Raw genomic sequence first — 19,994 nt, 5'->3', positions numbered from 1 at the left:
AAGTCATGCTTCGAGTTGCTGTAGAGTGTAATAAGCGGATCAATCTCCGGGTGCGGACGGAGCAGAAGGCCATGCTCCTGCGGGCGGCGGCGTTGAGATACACGGAGCTGACGGATTTTGTGCTGCGATCGGCCTTGCGCGAAGCTGAGAGTGTGATCGAAAAAGCTGAACGCATCACGTTGTCGGAGCGGGACAGCCTCACGCTGCTAAAGTTGCTCGAAAAGCCACCTCCTCCAAACGCCCGGCTCAGGAAGGCTCTTGCCTCGTATCGAAAGCGAAATAAGCGTCTCGGCCTGGCACGAGGAGCCGATCGCAAAACGCCACTACCGGAAGGCAGTTGACTGCAGCGATTTTGGGATGAGAAGAGACGAACGAATCCATGACCACTTCGACCAGAGAACCGATTGAACCGACCGCCGAGGACATCGCGCTCGCGAAGAAAGCGCGACAGGTCCTGGCATCGCATCAAGACCAATCCATGGATCTCTACGTTCAGATTATTCAGAAGCGGAACCCCACTGAACGTCTATTGTTGCCTCCTTCCGCTGTGCGACTCCTGTTCACGATCCTTGAGGAAATGTCGGATGGCAATGCCGTCACACTTATTCCGGTCCGTGCCGAACTCACGACCCAAGAGGCTGCTGACGTGCTGAACGTCTCCGGTCCGTTCCTCGTAAATCTATTAGACGAACAGAGAGTCCCCTACCGCAAGGTTGGCACCCATCGACGCATTTTCTTCACAGATCTCATGCGCTATAAGCATCAGCTCGACGCGGACCGCCGTGCGACCCTCGATCAATTGACCCAAGATGCGCAAGCACTGAAGATGGGCTATTGAATGTGGCCACCTTCACCAAGCTCTACGATGCCTGCGTCCTGTATCCTGCTCGCTCCGTGATTTGCTCCTCGAACTGGCTCTCACGGATCTGTTTCGAGCCAAATGGTCCTCACGCATTCATGACGAGTGGATATGGGCGGTACTTCAGGATCGACCAGACCTCACTGCTGTGCAGCTCGGTCGCACGAGTGACCTCATGGATGAACGTGCACGCGACGGTTCTACAGTGCTGGTCGAGGAGCAGAACGGAACTGATCGGAGGCCGATACGAGTGTCATCAAGTCACAGCTTGATTCGGCACCGGATGGCTGTTGCGCGGATGAGGGCGAGATCCCCCTTCGTTACGCCGCATGGGGGCGCCGACGCGATCGTGTACGATTTTTCGGCATGTGTTGCTGGTGCTGAGTCTGGTGCTCCATGGCTGCGCGCAAAATGCGGTTCAGTCGAGTCTGATAGCCCTTCCCGTGCAGTTTGAGCCAGTTGAGCACATCGACGTCCAGGCGCACCGTGACTTGTTGCTTCGCCGGTGGCCAGGCCTGGGTCGCCTTCTTGAAAAACGAAGGATCCAGCGGTGGAATCTCCGAATAGTTGATGTCCCGATCCTTTAGTCGGTCAAGTCTCGCCACGTCGCTTTTGATAGATTTTCTACTCACCTCGGTTCGCCTTTCTCATGGAGATCATGCGCGTCACCTCGTGCTTGCGCGGGGCTGAGCCATCACCACGACACGCCCCGCGAGCATTCCGAGAGTAACCAGCCGTTTCTCTCCATAGTCGAAACGGTCATCGATAAAGCTGACGCAGCGGCCGGCGAAGACCTGTTCGGCATCGGCAAAGTCCAAGCCGTGCTTGGCACGATTGCTGCGGTTCTTGGCTTCGTCCCATTCATAACGCACGAGAGAGTGTAACTACTTTTGTCGTGCTATGCAAGTCAACCATGCGAGCGGTTGCGAAGACTTCGGTAGGGGCGGAGCACCGGTCATGCTAGGTGGCGAGGGATCGTGTGCGACGACATGTGTCCGTAGGCTCCAGAGTTCCCGCTTGATCACGGAACATTTCGCCTTTCGCCGACTCGGGCCGTCCAGCATGCCACGGCGTTCATCGACTCCCGTGAGATGTGCTCAATCGCCTGCTAGCCGACAGCCGCGTCAAGCTCACAAGACCGTCTCGAAGCCGACTCGTTGATCTTCTTCCACTTTGGCGAACGGGCTTGGTCTCTTCGGTCTATCTGAAGAGGACCTTCTCGCCTCATATCTTCCTTCTGATCATGCCGTGCTCTCGGTGCGTGTGGCCCGGCTGGTAGTCTCGGTGCCTGTGCGCATCCGGCCTTCGCCCTGGCTTTCCCCCGGCGGGCTGCGTCGATCATGCCCGCACGCCGCGAGAACCCGCGTCGTCTTTCGCGGGCATTCCTCCGCATCGCGCCCGCCGGCCCGCCAGGTGGCGGCGTCCTCTCTGTCTCCTTTGTCGTCGCTGTGTGGCCTCCCCCTCCTCGTGAGAGGCCAACACATCAACTCTAACCAAAGGAGACACACCATGGCACCTCAAGACAAGAAACCCAAGCCGGTCACCACGCTTCGATGCAGCAGCATCAAGGCGAGCATCTGGAAGAACGAGGGCATGAACGGTTCGTTCTACAACGTAACCGTCGCCCGCTCGTACAAGGACCGAGATGGAGTTTGGAAGAATTCCGAATCTTTCGGCCTGGCGGACCTTGACGCGCTTGTCGCGGTCGCCCAACAGGCGAAACTCTGGGTTACTGATCGGTCAGGTCGCTGACCGCAGTGTGGAAGCCTCCGGCCCTCCGGTCGGGGGCTTCCTGCACGCCAAGAAAGGAACACGATGATGAAACTGTATCGAGCCTTTGCCACGGATTTGAATTGCTTGCTCAACGGCGCACGTGCGGTGCGTATCACGGTCCCTGGCTATTTGCCGCTGTCTGTCGAGGAGATTGGATCCAGTGAAGACGGACACCGGCTGGTGTCGCTGTGCCATTACGGGGAACAGAACGGCGATCTGATGCGCGATCCCGACATGGTGTTCCTGTATCACAACTTACCCGACGGCGCGGTAGCCGAACCGGTGTGGTATAGGAACGACTACCTGGGGATCGTTCAAGACGTCTATCGGTATGACGAGGCGGGCAGGCGTACGCACGTCGTGCCCGCGCTGAAGCAGGACTTGAAGGAGTTTGCCTGGGCCTGGCTTGCCACGCTCCGAGATCAGGGCTTCTTTGCCCCCACTGCGGTTCGAGAGATCTTATCTCCGTAGTCTCCTCGATCCATTCAGAGGGCATGATGTGTTGCGATCATGCTCTCGTCAAAAAGGAAGCTCTTACAGAACATGGAACCGGTGAGGCTTACCGCTTCGTGCCGAAAAAGATAAAGCTATTGGTCCTGGCCCTGTTGAGAGCGGCACCGTAAAGCCGGTCGGTCGCGGCATCGTAAAAGGCCACTCCCCTGACTGTCTCGGTTCCATCGCGACAGGCGCTACCTCCGAATGTAACCGAGGCATGAAACACATTGCCCGTTGCACGAGGAGACAAGGTTCCAGCAACGGTGCAGCCGTCGGATGAATGACCTGACAGTGTGCCAGCTGAATCTACGGTCACTGTCACCGTGTGATTGTCGGTGCGGAGCCCAGCATAGGTCCCGGCCACCAGATTCAGATTCGGAGCCAACTCAGAGTCCCCATCGTACGTCCTCGTAAAGTTCTCTGTGTCGCCGTTGAAGTAGGTGATCGTCCCGTGAAAGCTCTTGTTCGGCACATAGGTGCCACGCATCGTCGCCGCGCGAATACCTCCGCCTTCCACATTGAAATCTCTCGTGTTCGAGGAACCGAAAGAGCTGGAGTGGGAGGTGCCAGTTCCCTGAACCAGCCCAGCCAGGAAGTTGGGATTACCTCGTGCCGTATAGAACACCCAATACGAGCCGTCATCGAGGACCAGCCCAGTGACGATGCGACCTGTGGGCGTCGCGCCCGTCCAGCGACCTTCCGCCGACGTGGCCGTGGGTTGAGGCAGAGAAGAAACGTCGCTCTCGCCATACCCGCCGCCACAGGCGATAGGAGCGAACCCACTGTTGAAGCAGCTCGCCAGGCTTCCACAGGCCACGAGCCCGCTCATCAAGCAGATGGTCAGAAGGCATAGAAGACCATTCATCCAATTCAGGCGCATGAGAGTCGCCTCAATAACGCACAGGCTGTGCCCTGTGACCCAGGATATCAAGAAGAGAATCCGCCTCATATGGGGGACCCCGAATTGCTGGAAACCGGACAAGCCGACTCCCAATGCCAGCCAGCCCACCTTGCCGGAGGCTCCACTGAGCGACTGATCCGAGCCCGTTTCGGGCGTCTTTCGCACGGCGTGAGCGGTTGATCCCTGGTCTTGGTCTGTGTCGGCATAGGTATGATGTAAGACCGATTTTAAGAGGTTGTAAGAGGTTTTCAGGATATGGCTGTTGCCCGTAGTTGTCTTACATTCTGGGTTTATCGTATTCTTGTGCGTATTGTGCTTTGATCCCTCATGACCGGAATCAGCCACAGGTCGGTGAGGGGAGTTGGGTGTCTCAATTTGGGCTGGTGCAGGTGAGCTGATGGGGCAGCGGGCGAAACGGACGACCACGGTCACGGTGGATTTGGGTGAACTCAAAGCGCCATGGCAGGCCTGGTGTGAGCAGCAAGGTATCACTCCGAGCCATGCATTCCGGAACGCCCTTCGGCAGGCCATGGACCGGCGAGCGACGCGGGCCCCGATGACTCGGAGTCGCGCCATCCCAAAGCGAGAACGAGCGACCGCTCGCATCGAACTGAACCTGACGACCTCAGAGCTCGCCGCCCTGAAGAAGATGGCCGGTCACGAAGGTTACGTGCCGACGAAATGGGTGGTGGCAATGGTGCGCACCAAGTTGACCGGGCAACCGCAGGTCGGACAGCCGGAATTGGAGACATTGGCCCGCTCGAACCAACAACTGCTGGCTTTGGGCAGGAACCTGAACCAGATTGCAAAAGTCTTGAATACCGCGCCTCAGAATCGGACCGCCTTTCGGGTCGAAGTCATCACCGAACTATCTCGCGTCATCCAGGCCCATACGAAGAAAGTGTCCGATGTCTTACGCGGGACCGTGGAGCGCTGGCACCTCCAATGACCCCGCCAACCAACCAGATTGACGAGAAGCTCGATGAGTGGGGGAGTCGGCTCTTCAATGTCTCAACGGAGACCCTCCCACGACCGAGGTCCAGCAGGAGTGTTCGTCTGAGTTCCGCCAAGCGCGTGAGTACCGGCGGACGGCTTAGCACGTCACAGGCTCGGGCGACCTATGTGCGGCGGAAATTACAAGCGATGGTTCGGCGTTCACCCCAAGTCGTGGTGAAACTCGTCAGGGCGCCGAAAGGGATGAAGGGCATCTCGAACAACCTCACCTACATTTCGCGCGATGGGCTTCTCGAGATCGAAGATCAAGACGGTCAGGTGATTCTCGGGAAGGAGGCAGTGGCCGATCTGAAAGACGAATGGCGGGATGGAGGGATGCCGATCGCGGCAAATTCGACCATGCGCGATGCCTTTCATCTCGTCCTCTCCATGCCGACACGCACCGATCCGTTGTCTGTTCAACGCGCGGCCCGTGACTTTGCGATGCGGGAGTTCTCAGGGTTTCAGTACGCGATGGTGCTGCACACGTTTGAGACCGATCCAGATCCGCACCCCTCTCCGCATCCACATGTGCATCTTACAGTGAAAGCAGCAGGCCTCGATGGGGTCCGCTTGAATCCGAGAAAGGCCGATCTGCAACGTTGGCGGGAGGGGTTTGCGGAAGCCTTACGCGAGCATGGCATCGAGGCCACCACTACGAGCCGGATTCACCGCACGACGCATGAACGTTGGACGGTGCGGCACCTGCATGAGGTGAGTAGGAAAGGGGAGACGTTGGAGCGACTGAAACGCACCACGCGCCGACCTGGACGAACCCAGGACGTCATGCGGAATTATGAGCAGGTGATGCGGACGTTAGCCCGGTCAGACCGTGGGGAGGATCGGCAACTGGCCGCAGACCTTGTCCGCTACTTGAGTGAGCGGTCGCGGGGCGTTCTAAAGACTCGTTCGCCGGAGCGAGACCGGTCCTAAGGTAATACACCGCCCTGTGCTACGCTCATGCGGCTGGACTTGATCAATCTGAAGTGAGCGGCTATCGCATCTCTCTGGACGTCACAGTCCTTGAACCCAATCCGGCCATCGCGATGCATCGCACTGCCCAACTGAAATCGGAATGACCGGTTGCTTCAGTGTCTGCCTGGCAAATCGCTCAAACTGCCTGGCGTATGGGCAGCCGATGGTGCGGCAACATATCCCACCTGCAGGTGGAGATGCCGGGATAACGGAGGCATGTAGTAAAGAAAGCAATCTAGCGCGGCTCCGGTAAACCGCCAACAGGAATAGATGTGGTGTCGTTGTTGTTCCTGCAAGTCCAACTCGGAGAACTGGATAGAGAGTGACTTCGTTTGCGAATGGAAGTATTCTGAGCGGTGAAACGTGCCACGTTGCACAATTATCGATGAGCAGCAAATAGTGGAGTATTTTTCGTTCTTTCTCGCCAGTGGCTCTCGGTAGTTAAGGCAATCTGGATTTCATTTTCTTATGGCTGAGTTGTTCTGATGAAAGTCGTGTTCGGACTCCACTTGGATGGTGAACACGGCTGGCGCCCGGCCAATCGATTGGGGGAGCCTGTTCTTGGCCCCCTAGGATTGTTGAACCTCCTTGAGACGAGGGTTGGATTGCCGCGTGCGGAATGCACGCAGGCACAACGAATCACCCAGTATCGTGAATGTCTCAAGCGTTGCGATACGCCAGAGCGCTTCTATCATGCATCGTTCGCTGTCGATCCGATCGGAGTATCCGCTTCACTCTTGTCATGGCGAGACGAGTGGTATCTGGGTGGCTGGAATGGCAATGCGCCACCTGGAGCAGAACTGCGAATCGGCGACATAGCGGCGGTGGAGAAGGTTGCCCGGGAGGTAGTGTTTCCTTCGCTAGGGGAACGACTGGGCCAGTTGGCGGAGGCGCTTTCTGGACAGAAATCTGGAATCGAAACTCTCAAGCTCGTCGATTCGGTAGAAGCCTTTTCGAAGCGCTGGCGGGAAGTCCTCGCGAAGCTGCCGGTCCAATCTCCACGAGCCTATGAACCTCAAGCGTCCGAACACACCGTTCTGGGGAAGCTTCAGCGTGTCCTCAAGGTGGCCCATGAGGGCAAGAAACCAAATGGGAAGGTTGCCTGGTCGGACGATGGGAGTCTGCGTGTGGTGTGTGCAGAGACCAGTCTGCTTGCGGCACGATGGGTGGCACAATTGCTTACTGCACATCAGCAGGAGGTCGCAATTGTCGCTGAGCATGACGGTTCGTTACTTGATGCTACGTTTAATGCAGCCGACGTCCCCAGGCAGGGATGTCAGGATTCGAGCCCGTTAGTCCCTGCGCTGCAAGTGTTGCCTCTCGCCCTCGCCATCATCTGGGAACCGCTTGATGTCTACGCCCTTCTGGAATTTCTCTCTCACCCCATTGGACCTGTGCCTGGATATGTCCGCAGACGATTGGCTGAGGTTATTGCAGAAACCCCAGGAATCGGCGGACCTCGCTGGCGGGAAACTATCGATCACCTCGAAAGACAGTATCCGGATCGTGTTGCGGAGATCCGCGATTCTTTGGCAGGCTGGATCGAACATCCCCGCTATAGCCCTATGCAAGGTGCCCCGATTGCGACGGTGCTCGAACGCATCTGGAGGGTTCGCGACTACTTCCAAGCTGGTATGTACGATCAGGACTCCGTTCTCAGTCTGGCGAATGCCACAGGATACAGGCAGGCCATGGCGGTGGCCGCCTCGCTTGAAGCGTTGGCTGCTCAGGGGGAAACCTCCATCAAGCCGGTCGCGATTGAAACCCTGGTGGCTCATTGCACAGGCCGAGGCGCGCCGAACTTCGCGATGCATGCTCAGGTCGGATGTGTGCCTTCTGCATCTAACCCTGCCGCAGTGATTGAACCCTTTGATCAGGTGATTTGGTGGCAGATGGGAGCACCCTCGCTGCCTAACCGCTATCCTTGGAGTCGCCGCGAACTGGACATGCTCGCGCGAGCCGGTGTCGAACTCCCGCCTCTTGATAAGGTCCTGGCACATCAAAGCCATGATTGGCTTCGCCCCATCCTCAGCGTTCGGAAGCAGCTGGTGCTTGTGCTTCCTCCTCCGGGTGTGGAAGTGCACCCGATTTGGCTTGAAATTCAAGGGCTCATCAGCGATCTCCGGCCGGAGCCGCTCGAAGTCCTGGTGAATGGTCATGCCGGGAAAGACCTGCAGCAAGTGGCCCATGTGCCGCTCCCGCAACGCAGGCGATGGTGGCAGCTCCCTCGTGAGGTCGCAATTGCGCGTCGGCCCAGCGAGTCCTATTCGAGCCTCAACCTGTTCCTCAATGCGCCCCATCAATGGGTCTTGAAGTACGCGGCTCGACTTAATCCGTCGAACCTTCTTGCCGTGACCGATGAGAATCGGCTCTACGGTAATCTCGCGCATCGGATCGTTGACCGATTTTTTCATGTCGGGAATGCGCATGAGCTTCATGGGGATGCGCTGGCAGGTTGGTTGTTGCAGGAATTCGAGTCTGTCGTGGCGGAGGAGGGTGCTGTCCTGCTGATGCCGGGCCGTCGCATGGATCGAGAGTGGCTTCGCGCAGCGTTGGGCCGCGCGCTTGAAGAGATCCAGCGACAATTCTCTGCCGCCGGTATTGTTGTGGTGGAATCGGAGCGCAGTCTGACCGGAAAGTTTGCTGGAGGCAACCTCGAAGGACAAGCCGATCTCGTCGTGCGCAAGCAAGCGGGCGGCCAGGCCATCGTCGATATGAAATGGGCAGGTGCCAACACACACAAGGATCGCCTCGCTAAGAATAGGCATCTGCAGTTGGCTCTGTATGCAGAGCTGTTGCGACAGGAAACAGGAACCTGGCCGGAGGTTGCCTATTTCATCCTTGAGGCGTCGCGCCTCCTCGCGCCCGATGCAACATTCTTTCCCCAAGCGCAAACCGTGCAATCAAACTCTACGGGAACCACCCAGCAACTGTGGGATCAACTCGTCGCGACTTGGAGATGGCGCCGTTCCCAAATCGACGGAGGAAAGATCGAGATTGCCGTCGAAGACATCGAGCCGACCCCGGATTCGGAAGCACCTCCCGGCGCCCTCGTACCGGAAGCGTTGTCTGAAGAATATGACGAGTACCGCTGGCTTGTCGGGTGGGAGAACTGACCGATGGCTGGCAGGATCACATTTGTCAGTGCAGGCGCAGGAAGCGGGAAGACCTACCGGCTCACGCAGATCCTTCACGAAAAGCTCAGCTCCGAGCAAGTCTCGCCCAGCGGCGTCATTGCGACGACCTTTACACGGAAGGCGGCAACGGAGCTGCGCGAGAGGGTCCGGATCGCGCTTCTTGAGAATGGTGAAGTAACCCTGGCCAATTCCATGGGTCAGGCACGCATCGGCACGGTCAATAGTGTGAGTGGGGGACTGCTGGAGCGATTTGCCTTCGAGGCAGGATTAGCTCCGGTGCAACGGGTGCTTGAGGAGGCACAGGCTGGCGCGCTCGTGCGGGAAGCGCTTGATGCGGTGTCCGACACCGAGACGTTACAGAGGATCAACTCGCCCGCTCGGAGATTGGGCATCGACGATTGGGATGAGAAACTCAAGTTGCTCATTGACCAGGCCCGAGCAAACGATATCGCACCAGACCGTTGTGCAACCTTCGGCGCCCGCAATGCCAAGGATCTCCTCACGCACCTTCCCGCTCCGAGCGTGGAAGACCTTGATGCGGCGCTTGTCCGAACCATTGAGCGCGTGCTTCCCGAACTCGATCAACGCGCAACCGGAAAAAAGAATACAGCCGAGTATATGACGCTGGCGCGCGAGACGATGCGCGCCGTGAAAAACGGCAACACCACCTGGGCCGACTGGGTCAAACTCTCCAAGGCCGCACCAGAGTCGGGACTCAAGACACAGGCCCAACCGGTGACGGACATCGCCGGCCGATTTGCCGCCCATCCGAAACTTCGAGAAGATATCGTGGAGTATTTGTCCGCCATCTTTAGGTTGGGTGCAAAGACGCTGGAGGCCTACGCGCAGAGAAAACGGGAACTGGGTGTCCTCGACTTCGTGGACCAGGAGCATCTGTTTCTTGGCTTGTTGGAAAACCCTTCCGTCCGTGAGGTCTTGTCGGAAGAGCTGGAACTCCTTTTGGTCGACGAGTTTCAAGACACGAGCCCTATTCAACTCGAAATCTTCGTGCGGCTCTCACGCATTGCCAGAGAAACGGTCTGGGTCGGAGACGTGAAACAGGCGATCTACGGATTCCGGGGCAGTGACGGCGAACTCATGAAAGCCGTCATTGGAAGACTGTCCAGTCTCGGAGGCACCAAAGAGATTCTCGGGCAATCCCGCCGCTCTCGGCCTTCTTTAGTCCGATTGGTCAACGCCGCGTTCGGTGAGGTCTTCTCCCCTGGATTCTCGCGCAATGAGGTGGAACTGACACCGGTGCGGGATGAGAAAGTCCAAGACCCACCCTTCGCCGGCTGGACTCTGAACGGCAAGAACGCAGAGGAAAGAGCTGCAGCCCTCGCCGAAGGCATAAAGGCATTGGTTGGCTCGGGATATTGCATCGTCGATCCCAAAACGGGCAGTCCCCGCGCGGCTCATTTTGGTGATTTTGCCGTACTCTGCAAGACCAATGATCGAGTGCAGACGGTGGCGGAAGCCCTTCGCGCCGCCTCCGTGCCATGGGCGACGCAACAATCCGGACTACTCTCCACCCCAGAGGCGGTGTTGGCGCTTGCCTGTCTCAGACGGCTGAACGATCCGAGGGATACCCTTGCAAGCGCCGAGATCCTATCGCTGGCAGACTGTGAGGAACCGGAGGCCTGGTTGTCCGATCGGTTGCAGTATCTGGAAAAGGATGGGGACAAGGCACGTTGGCGGGATGAGGGCAAGGGCGGTCATCCGCTGCTGACGAGAATTGCAGAGTTGCGTGCGCAGGCATCCTTGCTGTCTCCGTATGCAGCGATGGAACTGATCATCACGCAATGCGATCTCGCAGGCAGGGTCCTCCGCTGGCGGCGGGACGAACTCGTGGCGAGAGTGCGTCTGGCCAACCTGGATGCGTTGCGCAATCTGGCGCGATCCTATGAAGAGACCTGTCTGGCGCGACGTGAACCGGCGGCCTTGTCCGGCCTGATCCTCTGGTTCGGTGAACAAGCGCGAGGGAAGCTCGACATCCTTGCCGAGCCGCCTGTTGATGCAGTGAAAGTCATGACGCATCACGCGGCCAAAGGGCTGGAATGGCCGATCGTCATTCTCCTCGATTTAGAGAAGGACATCCAGGACCGGCTCTGGTCCGTCAGCGCCAGGTCCGATGTAGATCTCGACGTTGCCGCCCCGCTCAAGGACCGGTGGATCCGCTATTGGCCTTGGCCCTTTGGTGCCCAGCAGAAAGTCGACATTGCCGATAGGATTGCCCAATCACCCGAGGGGGTGCGCTTGCGTGCAGAAGCGATTGATGAGGCCAAGCGTCTCCTCTACGTGAGCATGACGCGAGCGCGTGACTGTCTCGTCTTTGGATTGCCCGCGAAAAGAGGCTCGTGTGAATGGCTGGGTTCCCTGAATGCCCCATGGCTGGCGCCAGACGCTGCGACTGATTCGATCGTGCTGCCGGATGACTCCAAGATTCCATTTCAATTCCGGAGTCTTCAGGCTCCCAGCGCAATGGCAGCCACGATGGAACCCGATACAGCCCTTCGGTGGTTTCCCGTTCCCGATTCGCGCACGGAACGCTTGCCGGCAGTCTTCCTCGCGTCGGCTTCCGTGAGCCAACCCTGCAAGGTTATGGAAACCCTATCACTGGGAGAGCGAATCAAGCTGAAGGCGGAGATCGACATGACAGCATTGGGCAACGCCGTGCATGCCTGCATGGCGACAGCATTCACCGATCCCCAAACAACGCTCGATGAGACTCGGGTCACACGTATCCTCGACGGTTTTGGCTTGGCCAGTGCGATCGATCCGACCGAACTCGGCCGTCAGATCAAGGCGATAGAAACCTGGGTTGCTGCTCGGTGGCCTGATTGTCGCCGTCATGCGGAGATCACGATCGAGTCTGTTCTTTTCAACGGCCAAATCTTGCAGGGGCGGATCGATCTCCTGCTTGAAGTGCCGGAGGGGTGGGTAGTCCTTGACCATAAGGCCAATCCAGCATCCAGAGACAAGTGGAACGATGTGGCTTCCGAACACAGTGGACAATTATCCTGCTATACCGAGGCGCTGGTTCGGGTCACCGGCCGCTCGGTTAGAGAAAGCTGGCTTGTGCTGCCAGTCGCGGCTGGAGCAGTTCGGATAGCGATAGGTGAGTGATATGAAGATGCCGGAGCAAGGAAGAATTGTCGTGAGGGGAATATTCTAGGTGGTAGTTGACGCGGCATCCGAGACAAATAGATGCAATGTATTGTGTGTCTCAGTCAGATTCCTTCTCAAAGGAGTGGGCTGATTTTTGAGATGAATGCAGCTATTCTTCCCAACGGTTCTTATCTCCTTTGGATCGTAACCGATGGATCATGGAAAGCCCTTTATCCATGAACATGAATTCTTCCATTCTTTCTTACGCCCCCGGCTCTCGGGTCGTTATCCGAGACGAAGAATGGCTTGTCCGGCGAGTCGATCCGTCGACAGACGGCGGTTATTTACTCACCTGCGACGGAGTATCCCACCTGGTGAGAGGCAGAACAGCGCTTTTTCTGACGGAGCTTGAAGGGGAGATTACCGTTCTCGATCCCGCCAAGACAGAACTCGTCCCTGATACGAGTTCCCATTTCAATAGCACATTCTTGTACCTTGAGGCCCAACTGCGGCGCAGTACCCCCAACGATCAGATGATCCATCTGGGGCACCGAGGGGTCATGGATTTGGTACCGTACCAGCTTGATCCAGCTCTGCAAGCGCTCAGACAGCCACGGCAGCGCATCTTGATTGCCGATGCAACGGGCTTAGGGAAGACGCTCGAAGCCGGCATTCTGACCACGGAGTTGATTCAGCGTGGGCGGGGCCAGCGCATTCTGGTGGTCGCACTGAAGAGCATGTTGACCCAGTTCCAAAAGGAGTTCTGGTGTCGCTTTTCAATTCCGTTGGTACGGCTGGATTCGGTAGGCTTGCAACGGGTTCGCAACAACATTCCGAGTAACCACAACCCGTTCAACTATTACGACCGCACCATTATCTCCATCGATACACTCAAGAACAATCTCGAGTACCGCAACTATCTGGAAAATGCCTGGTGGGACATCATCATCATCGACGAATGCCAGAACGTGGCAGCCCGGGCAAGCGAGGAGGGCTTAGCCAGACGGGCGCGTCTGGCACGGTTGCTCGCAGGGCGCTCGGACACCATGATTCTGTTGTCGGCCACGCCGCATGACGGCTCAGCACGCAGCTTCGCGTCTCTCATGACCCTGCTGGACCCGACTGCCATCAGTGATCCAGACGACTATACCCCTGCCGATTTTCGCGACAAAGGCCTCGTCATCAGGCGATTCAAAAAAGACATACGGGATCAGGTCAAGGAGGACTTCCAAGAGCGCGTCACTGAGCAGCTCAGGCAAACGGCCAGTCCCCAGGAAGAGGCTGCCTACGAAGCCCTGCTGCGGATTCCATTCACGCAGGGAGGCCAACGCAAAGCGGGAAGACAGCAGGAACTACAACGCGTGGGGATGCAAAAGGCCATTTTCTCTAGTCCTGTTGCTGCTTTGGAATCCACGGAAAATCGAATGAGATCGCTACAAAGCAAGCCTTCTGTTAGCGCCGACGAGCAGGTCGAAATTGCCGCCCTCCAAGAGTTTGCAGCGACTTTGCGCAAGATAGACGCAGCCAGCTTTTGCAAATTCCAGCGTTTGGTCCAGCATCTGAAGAGTCCGCAGTTTAACTGGAAGCCGACTGACCCAAATGATCGCTTGGTTATATTCTCCGAGCGGATTCAAACGATCCGGTGGCTCCAGGAAGAACTTCCCAAAGCAGTTGGCTTGAAGGCGAATCAGGTAGACCTCTTATGGGGAGAGATGTCGGATACTGAGCAGCAGGAGTTGGTCGAGCGTTTCGGTCGGCATGCTGACCCGATCCGTGTGTTGCTCTGCTCGGATGTGGCTTCAGAGGGACTGAATCTGCATTACTTTTGCCATAGGCTGGTCCACTTTGATCTGCCCTGGTCGCTGATGGTCTTTCAGCAGCGGAATGGCCGCGTGGATCGCTACGGCCAAAAACAACAGCCACGCATCGTCTATGTGTTTACGGAGACGGATGTTGAGCGCATCAAAGGCGATCTCCGCATACTGGAAATCCTGCAGAAGAAGGATGAGCAAGCAAACAAGAATCTAGGGGACCCAGCCTCTTTTCTGCACGTGTTTGATCCTGAAAAAGAAGCGGCCAAGGTCGCCGAAGTCATGGCGGCCGGGACAAGCCCCGAGCAATTTGAGGCAAAGATTGATGGGAACCAGGCAGCTTCACAGAGCATGGGAGAAGACGATGGCGACTGGCTACTGAAGTTGTTCAGTCAGGCCGAATCATCAGGAGGTGCGGCAAACCTGCGCTCGTCCAGTACCGACTCTATCCGCGATGGTCTGTCATTGTTTGGCAATGCCCAACTGAGTGGCGACTACGCCTTTGCCAAGACTGCACTACAGCAGCTATCAAATCACGATCCCATTGCGCAGTTTGGCGCTGATGATCAGAGCCAAACCATTACGCTGACTGCTCCACTGGACTTGCAGGAACGATTGCGTGTCACCCTCCCATTAGAAGTACGCGACAGCGATCATCGGTATGCGTTATGCGCGCGCAAAGACCAGGTGGCGCAAGCAATTGAAACGGCCCGCCAGGCCAAACAAGAAGAGGACAGCTGGCCCACGTTGCACTATCTCTGGCCGCAACATCCTATTATGGGCTGGCTGTCAGACCGGGTCCTGACGGCGTTCGGACGACATCGCGTTCCTGTGATTCACTGTCCACAACTTGCAGATGGGGAGCAGGCCTTCATTCTTATGGGGCTTATCCCGAACCGTAAAGGCCAGCCATTGCTCATCGAATGGCAAGTCGCACTGTTCAACCAGAATGCCTGGTCGTTGCAAACCTTTCCAGCGGCATTCTTCAAAACATCTTGTCTTATGGTATTCATTCTCTCCGGTGGAATTCGCCCTTCCGCAAACGACATGTCTATGGAAGTGGCCCTCCAACTGCCCACTAGGTCGTTCCCATCACTGAAACCAACGAGCCAAGCGGCAGCAAGAACGATACTAACTGAAGCTATATTCGTCATGTGCACTTTCCTCCTCTTGGGCAGTTTAGGGACCCACTCCGATGCGAGCGAAGCGCCGACCCGTTTTTACCCGATCCCTCTGTCATTCTTCAATCTTAATCTCCTCTCTTTAATCTGTTCCCAGTAGGATCCGTGATGGCTCATAGCTTCAGTCTCTCAATCTTCTGCAATGCCTATCGCCAGGCCGCTTCTCGGGGGCACTTGGGGGCAAGGCCAAGCTGGGAGATTTTCGGCGCGCGGCAACTATTCAGGCATGACCAAGACCTTGTGGCGGAGGGTTTGCAGCGTGGCGTTATGCGTGTGTTGTCAATGTCTTCGACGATCTTGAACAGCTTGCCGGGCATATTCAAACATATGAGTTTCGTACCGAAGACCAATCGCATCGAGAAGCGTTTCTCCTGGCTGCCAAATCGCATCTAACTGCTCTTGGCATTCATCATCAATGATGGAGTGTACAGAAAGATTGCCTTAGTCGTCGTGCAAGAGTGAACACCCTACCCCAGTCCGGCCATGGGGTCCTCACCTGCCGGACTGATCCCGGATTCCGCAGTTGAAATCCAAGGTACGTTCAAATACTTCGAGCAATCCGAATGAATTCTTGCATCACCACCGAGACCGATTTTCACCGAGTTCAACTGCGGCGCAGTTCAAACTTGGCAGCTTAAGGCCTTGGCAATCAAGGTGTTTCAGGAAATGGTTTTGGGCCTGCATTATCTACTGAGGAATCCGGGCTGATTAGACCCACCATCGCGCAATTCTTGATGTTTGTTTTTGGCTGGACTGCAACGAAATTCGCTCGCCGATGAAGGAGGCTCAGAGCCTGCCCGCTCTCACCAGCCCGGCAAGAAACTTTGCAAACGGCTTGATATCGCCATCCACGCTGGCGCGTTCGAGCCCGGCCAGGCGGAACGCCGGGGCGCTCGCATGCTGCGGACCTTTCGGACGATGTGATGAATTTGCTATGCTGGTCTGGCTGAGGATTCCTACACGGCCACGGCTGTGACGTGTTCTTCAACGAACAGGAGAGCACTGCAATCGCCTGATCGTGTCAGCGAAATAGAGGAGACCGTTGCAAGTATCAATCGTCCGGCAGGGCTACAAGCAATTGTCGATGACCGAAGACGAGCTTCGCATCATCCGGAATGTCGCATCGTATATAAGCCAGGAATTCAGCGACCTCGACTTCTGGACAGTAAAGAACACCAGCAAGGCGAAGGTCGACGGTCTTTCCTCGTTGCTTTCCGCTGTAGCTCCCGTGCCGAACGGCGTCACGCTGGAGATCGATACCGTGAATTTTGAAGTGCTCTTCGATGTGATGGATTTTGCTGATGGGTTTCTCAACGAAGAATTTGAATCGGATCACGGCTCAATCATCGAGATCACGAACGTATTGCTGCCTGCGCGAGACTAGATAAACGGGACAATGCAACCGATGAAACTGACAAAACCCAGCGATCATACACGGCAGCTCGAAATGAGCGAGGCCGAGTTCCAGATCATCCAAAAGGTGACCGACCGTATTGCCCTGGATTTTGACAGGCTCGATTTCTGGACGCTCGAGAGCATCGAAAAAATCCAGTTGACGACATTGAGCGCCGCCTTCTCCAGTGCCGTACGTAACGACGGCCATATTGTTCTCGATATTAGTGATGCGAATTACAAAGTTCTGCGCGATGTCATGGATTTCGCCGACGGATTTATGAACGAAGAATTCGAACAAGAAAGAGATGCAATCATTCAAATCGCGGATATTCTGACACAGCCCAGCTAAGAGGGCTAAGACTACCATCACAAACCTAAACAAGAATTGAAATTACCCGGCGAGACTGGTAGTCACGAATAGTGATCCGCATCTCCAATCCCAATAAGCCGAGTGAAACATGGTCAGTATCAAGGGCGTAGTAAGTGGAGTTGAGAACGAGACAGTTGCGGTGAACTTTCCGCAATTTTCCGATCCTGTGTTGTTCATCAGCACTTCCGTGTGCGGGCTAAGAGAACAAATTCCAGGCGCGCTCAGTGAATAATTTTCAGGCAATGAAAACAATTGCCTATGGTTTCTCCTTACGCTGGGGTTTCGAAAGAATCTCCAGATGACGATTTGCTCGGCGTCATTCCCTGCGAAGTGCATAAGTTAAACGGACAATGGGTTGTCGAAGTGGGGAAATTCTCCCCGGTCTTATAAAGCAATTCCACCCTGCAAGGCTGTCATCATGGCCTGGATCGTCCACGGTGCATTACCCTCTGACCGAAATATAAGCACGCCGCGAGGCGGCGAGTTTTGTGGGTTGGTGTGGCCATAGGTCTGGTGTTTCTCTAGGTTTTGACGCATTACGACTTCTAGGTTATTACGTAAACATAGAACAACAGAGCTATCCGGCGCGTACGGGCTCACCATGAATGTACGGAAAAACCCCAGCTTGTAGAGGCCGGGGGGCAGCGTGAAAGCCCGGTCGCAATCTAAGCACGATGAGGTTGGGCGTATCCCATCCGCAGGGTTGGTCATGGGGTGGTCTAGAGGGGCAGCACACGCCCCTTGCCAAGATGTGTGTTGTAGTACAACACACATCTTGCGGTTCGCCGGAAGGAAGAACATATCAGGGACATGGCCCGTAAGCTGGGACAGAGGCCCATAGCCTGAGCCTAACCTTCCGCCTCTCAATATTGACCGCACCGCTCGCCTGGTGATTTCACGGACGGGATGAAGCCACCCGTTGCGGACATACTCATGGTATAGAAGGATCGGTAAATTGGACCGGACCCTCTCATGGAAGGTGGTGACATATGGCGATCGGTCACGAATGGTCATCGGTGGGACTATTTTTCAGTTCGTTCTGGAATGCCTGGGGGTTGTTGGCCAGCGGCGGTGTCCTAGCAGGCCTGCTCCTGTGGTTTGAAACGATGGTGCTCCGTCGCAAAGCTTCTCGCCTGAGTTACATGTTGATCCTTATTCTCTGCGTCGTTTCGGCCTGTTTTGTTGCCTGGCAGGAGCAATACCTCCTGATCCGTGACTATGAGAAGAGGCTTCACGCCTCTGACACGGAAAAAGCTACTTTAGCCGACCAAGTCGATAAGCTTTCGAAACTGGTAGAGGAACAGGAAAAGGGGTTGAACGCCAAATCTACCGCTCTGGCATCGCTTGAAGCCCAATATCGGACGGCGCGGTACAGTTTGGGCACTTTGAAGGAGAAACAGCGAGCTTCTTCGGCAAGAGCCCGATTAGCGATACTCCGTGCCGAAGGTTTACGACTGTCTCAGAACATGATTGCCAATCCGAGTGGCCCTACACCAGACTGGGAACTGGGAGTGTGGACGGACGCAACAGAGAAAACTTTGGAGTACCTGTTTCATCACGAACAGATTCAGGAATTTCACGACGCTGAGAATGCCGTGTTCACGTATGCGAAGAAGTATGCTGACGATTACCACTCACGTCATAGCGGTGTTTTCTTGGAGGAAGAAACGCAAGAGATCGTGAATCGGCTGTCTGTTCTGCTCATCAACGTGCAGGTCGCAACTCTGGAAAAGTTTTCAAGAAATCTCAAGACAATCCCATTGAAAAACTAGCTCAAACTTTTCTGCTGCTTCGCAAAACATGCACGAGTTTCACGTCAAATTCCTTTAGAGTGAGAGGGTGGCCGTGAGGCCCCCCTCTGGTTGATTAGCGTTGCAGACGTCTCCAGTTCCTGGCCAACTGGGCGCATTCGATCAGCGCCTCCAGGTCATGGCTAAGATAGGAATGTCCGTTCTTCCATTGATCGGACTTGTCCTTGTAGGACCTTGAGAAGGTGACCGTAAGGAACGACCCTTTCTCGCTAGTCTGCTTCCAGATGGAAGCCGGACGTTACCGATACGGATGTGATGGAGGGGTTTTTGTGTAGTTGCCATGATGTGTTTTCCTTTCTGGGTTGTTGAACATTGGCTTCTCACCCGGACGCGGAAGCCAATTTCAACGACCGGGAGAACACAGCGGCAACGGAACCGCCAGCGGCCCTACCAGCAGCGCAAATGACAGCTCTGCTGGCATGCGGCGATGCAGGCCGCACGGCAAATACAATCCCCTCGGAAATCACAATCAAAGGAGACGGGCTAGTGCGTCATTAAAGGAAAGGGTTGCCCGCGAGAACTTCTCACCGAACAGGATGTCCGGCCAAGAAATGGCTTGGGCCAATTTCGCTGGCTCGGAGGTGGCGCGAAGGGATGCTAAGAGACCCAGAGGCGAGCCGTCAAAGACGAGAAATCAACCGTCTGACTATTAGCCACGAATATGTATGTTGTGCAAAAATGGTGGAGCAATGCAACCCATGAAACTGACAAAATCAAGCGATCATATATGGCAGCTCGCAATGAGCGAGGCTGAGTTCCAGATCATCCAAAAAGTGACCGGCCGTATTGCCCAGGATTTTGACGATCTCGATTTCTGGACGCTCGAAAGCGTCGAAAAGAGCCAGCTGACGACATTAAGCGCCGCCTTCTCCGGTGCCGCATATAATGATGGCCATGTCGTTCTCGAGATCAACGATGAAAATTATAAAGTCCTCCGCAGAGTCATAAATTTCGCCGACGGATTTATGAATGAAGAATTTGAACAAGACGGCGACGCGATCATTCATATCGCTGATATTCTCACACAGTCCCTCTAAGAGGGCGAAAGTACAAATTGTAATTGCGTGTAATGGGGTGTGTGATTGACGACTAATCCTTCAATACAACAGATCACCACGATCATCGGCAATGACCATGCGCACCAAAAGCGTGTGCTTGATGACGACCTCTGGGCAGTTATATAAC

The 19,994-nt window shown here is 55.8% G+C and carries 16 protein-coding genes; 13 read left to right on the top strand and 3 right to left on the bottom strand.

Annotated elements, in window-relative coordinates; genetic code table 11:
* The first annotated feature begins 5 nt into the window (after positions 1–5).
* Positions 6–341, top strand: a complete 336-nt coding sequence (locus P0119_06410) for a DUF1778 domain-containing protein (GenBank protein ID MDF0665694.1) — start codon at positions 6–8, stop codon at positions 339–341.
* Positions 342–379: 38 nt separating this feature from the next.
* Positions 380–838, top strand: coding sequence for an excisionase family DNA-binding protein (locus P0119_06405; protein ID MDF0665693.1), 459 nt, complete (start codon positions 380–382; stop codon positions 836–838).
* Between the two features lie 341 nt (positions 839–1,179).
* On the opposite strand, the gene P0119_06400 is transcribed toward P0119_06405, so the two are convergent.
* The gene (locus P0119_06400; protein ID MDF0665692.1) at positions 1,180–1,491 is read right to left on the bottom strand and encodes a BrnA antitoxin family protein; all 312 of its coding nucleotides are present in this window, start codon (positions 1,489–1,491) and stop codon (positions 1,180–1,182) included.
* 33 nt (positions 1,492–1,524) lie between these two features.
* Positions 1,525–1,731 carry a BrnT family toxin gene (locus P0119_06395; GenBank protein ID MDF0665691.1) on the bottom strand — a complete coding sequence of 69 codons (207 nt, stop codon included), beginning with the start codon at positions 1,729–1,731 and terminating at the stop codon, positions 1,525–1,527.
* 637 nt (positions 1,732–2,368) lie between these two features.
* On the opposite strand from P0119_06395, the gene P0119_06390 reads away from it, so the two are divergent.
* Both P0119_06390 and P0119_06385 read left to right on the top strand, forming a co-directional pair.
* Positions 2,369–2,611, top strand: a complete 243-nt coding sequence (locus P0119_06390; GenBank protein ID MDF0665690.1) for a hypothetical protein — start codon at positions 2,369–2,371, stop codon at positions 2,609–2,611.
* A gap of 63 nt (positions 2,612–2,674) precedes the next feature.
* Positions 2,675–3,103 carry a hypothetical protein gene (locus P0119_06385; GenBank protein ID MDF0665689.1) on the top strand — a complete coding sequence of 143 codons (429 nt, stop codon included), beginning with the start codon at positions 2,675–2,677 and terminating at the stop codon, positions 3,101–3,103.
* A gap of 88 nt (positions 3,104–3,191) precedes the next feature.
* Here the strand turns inward: P0119_06385 and P0119_06380 are convergent, their stop codons facing one another.
* A complete protein-coding gene (locus P0119_06380) occupies positions 3,192–4,193 on the bottom strand; it encodes a hypothetical protein (GenBank protein MDF0665688.1) in 1,002 nt (333 codons plus the stop codon).
* Positions 4,194–4,389: 196 nt separating this feature from the next.
* Between P0119_06380 and P0119_06375 the strand changes: the two genes are divergently transcribed.
* The 9 genes from P0119_06375 to P0119_06335 all read left to right on the top strand — a co-directional run bounded on the left by P0119_06375 (position 4,390) and on the right by P0119_06335 (position 19,846).
* Positions 4,390–4,977: a hypothetical protein gene (locus P0119_06375; GenBank protein MDF0665687.1), complete on the top strand. Its 588-nt coding sequence runs from the start codon at positions 4,390–4,392 to the stop codon at positions 4,975–4,977.
* Positions 4,974–5,954: a relaxase/mobilization nuclease domain-containing protein gene (locus tag P0119_06370; protein MDF0665686.1), complete on the top strand. Its 981-nt coding sequence runs from the start codon at positions 4,974–4,976 to the stop codon at positions 5,952–5,954. The genes P0119_06375 and P0119_06370 overlap by 4 nt, the downstream gene beginning before the upstream one ends.
* A 527-nt stretch (positions 5,955–6,481) precedes the next feature.
* Positions 6,482–9,112: a PD-(D/E)XK nuclease family protein gene (locus P0119_06365; GenBank protein ID MDF0665685.1), complete on the top strand. Its 2,631-nt coding sequence runs from the start codon at positions 6,482–6,484 to the stop codon at positions 9,110–9,112.
* 3 nt (positions 9,113–9,115) lie between these two features.
* The gene (locus P0119_06360; GenBank protein MDF0665684.1) at positions 9,116–12,259 is read left to right on the top strand and encodes a UvrD-helicase domain-containing protein; all 3,144 of its coding nucleotides are present in this window, start codon (positions 9,116–9,118) and stop codon (positions 12,257–12,259) included.
* Positions 12,260–12,477: 218 nt separating this feature from the next.
* Positions 12,478–15,333: a DEAD/DEAH box helicase gene (locus P0119_06355; GenBank protein MDF0665683.1), complete on the top strand. Its 2,856-nt coding sequence runs from the start codon at positions 12,478–12,480 to the stop codon at positions 15,331–15,333.
* A gap of 942 nt (positions 15,334–16,275) precedes the next feature.
* Complete coding sequence (locus P0119_06350; GenBank protein MDF0665682.1) at positions 16,276–16,617, top strand: hypothetical protein; 342 nt, start codon at positions 16,276–16,278, stop codon at positions 16,615–16,617.
* A gap of 21 nt (positions 16,618–16,638) precedes the next feature.
* Positions 16,639–16,977, top strand: coding sequence for a hypothetical protein (locus tag P0119_06345; GenBank protein MDF0665681.1), 339 nt, complete (start codon positions 16,639–16,641; stop codon positions 16,975–16,977).
* A gap of 1,010 nt (positions 16,978–17,987) precedes the next feature.
* Positions 17,988–18,770 (top strand): hypothetical protein, encoded by a 783-nt coding sequence (locus tag P0119_06340; protein MDF0665680.1) that lies wholly within the window; start codon positions 17,988–17,990, stop codon positions 18,768–18,770.
* Positions 18,771–19,507: 737 nt separating this feature from the next.
* Positions 19,508–19,846, top strand: coding sequence for a hypothetical protein (locus P0119_06335; protein ID MDF0665679.1), 339 nt, complete (start codon positions 19,508–19,510; stop codon positions 19,844–19,846).
* The last annotated feature ends 148 nt before the right edge of the window (positions 19,847–19,994 follow it).

The sequence above is a fragment of the Nitrospira sp. genome (assembly GCA_029194665.1).
Classification (GTDB): domain Bacteria; phylum Nitrospirota; class Nitrospiria; order Nitrospirales; family Nitrospiraceae; genus Nitrospira_D.
The sequence above is the reverse complement of the archived record's forward strand: the minus strand, read 5'-3'. Positions and strand labels throughout refer to the sequence as shown.

Coding starts and splice junctions, on each gene's coding strand:
- P0119_06365 (MDF0665685.1), top strand. CDS start 6,482: ATGAAAGTCGTGTTCGGACTCCACTTGGATGGTGAACACGGCTGGCGC.
- P0119_06340 (MDF0665680.1), top strand. CDS start 17,988: ATGGCGATCGGTCACGAATGGTCATCGGTGGGACTATTTTTCAGTTCG.
- P0119_06405 (MDF0665693.1), top strand. CDS start 380: ATGACCACTTCGACCAGAGAACCGATTGAACCGACCGCCGAGGACATC.
- P0119_06370 (MDF0665686.1), top strand. CDS start 4,974: ATGACCCCGCCAACCAACCAGATTGACGAGAAGCTCGATGAGTGGGGG.
- P0119_06335 (MDF0665679.1), top strand. CDS start 19,508: ATGAAACTGACAAAATCAAGCGATCATATATGGCAGCTCGCAATGAGC.
- P0119_06355 (MDF0665683.1), top strand. CDS start 12,478: ATGAACATGAATTCTTCCATTCTTTCTTACGCCCCCGGCTCTCGGGTC.
- P0119_06390 (MDF0665690.1), top strand. CDS start 2,369: ATGGCACCTCAAGACAAGAAACCCAAGCCGGTCACCACGCTTCGATGC.
- P0119_06360 (MDF0665684.1), top strand. CDS start 9,116: ATGGCTGGCAGGATCACATTTGTCAGTGCAGGCGCAGGAAGCGGGAAG.
- P0119_06385 (MDF0665689.1), top strand. CDS start 2,675: ATGATGAAACTGTATCGAGCCTTTGCCACGGATTTGAATTGCTTGCTC.
- P0119_06410 (MDF0665694.1), top strand. CDS start 6: ATGCTTCGAGTTGCTGTAGAGTGTAATAAGCGGATCAATCTCCGGGTG.
- P0119_06345 (MDF0665681.1), top strand. CDS start 16,639: ATGAAACTGACAAAACCCAGCGATCATACACGGCAGCTCGAAATGAGC.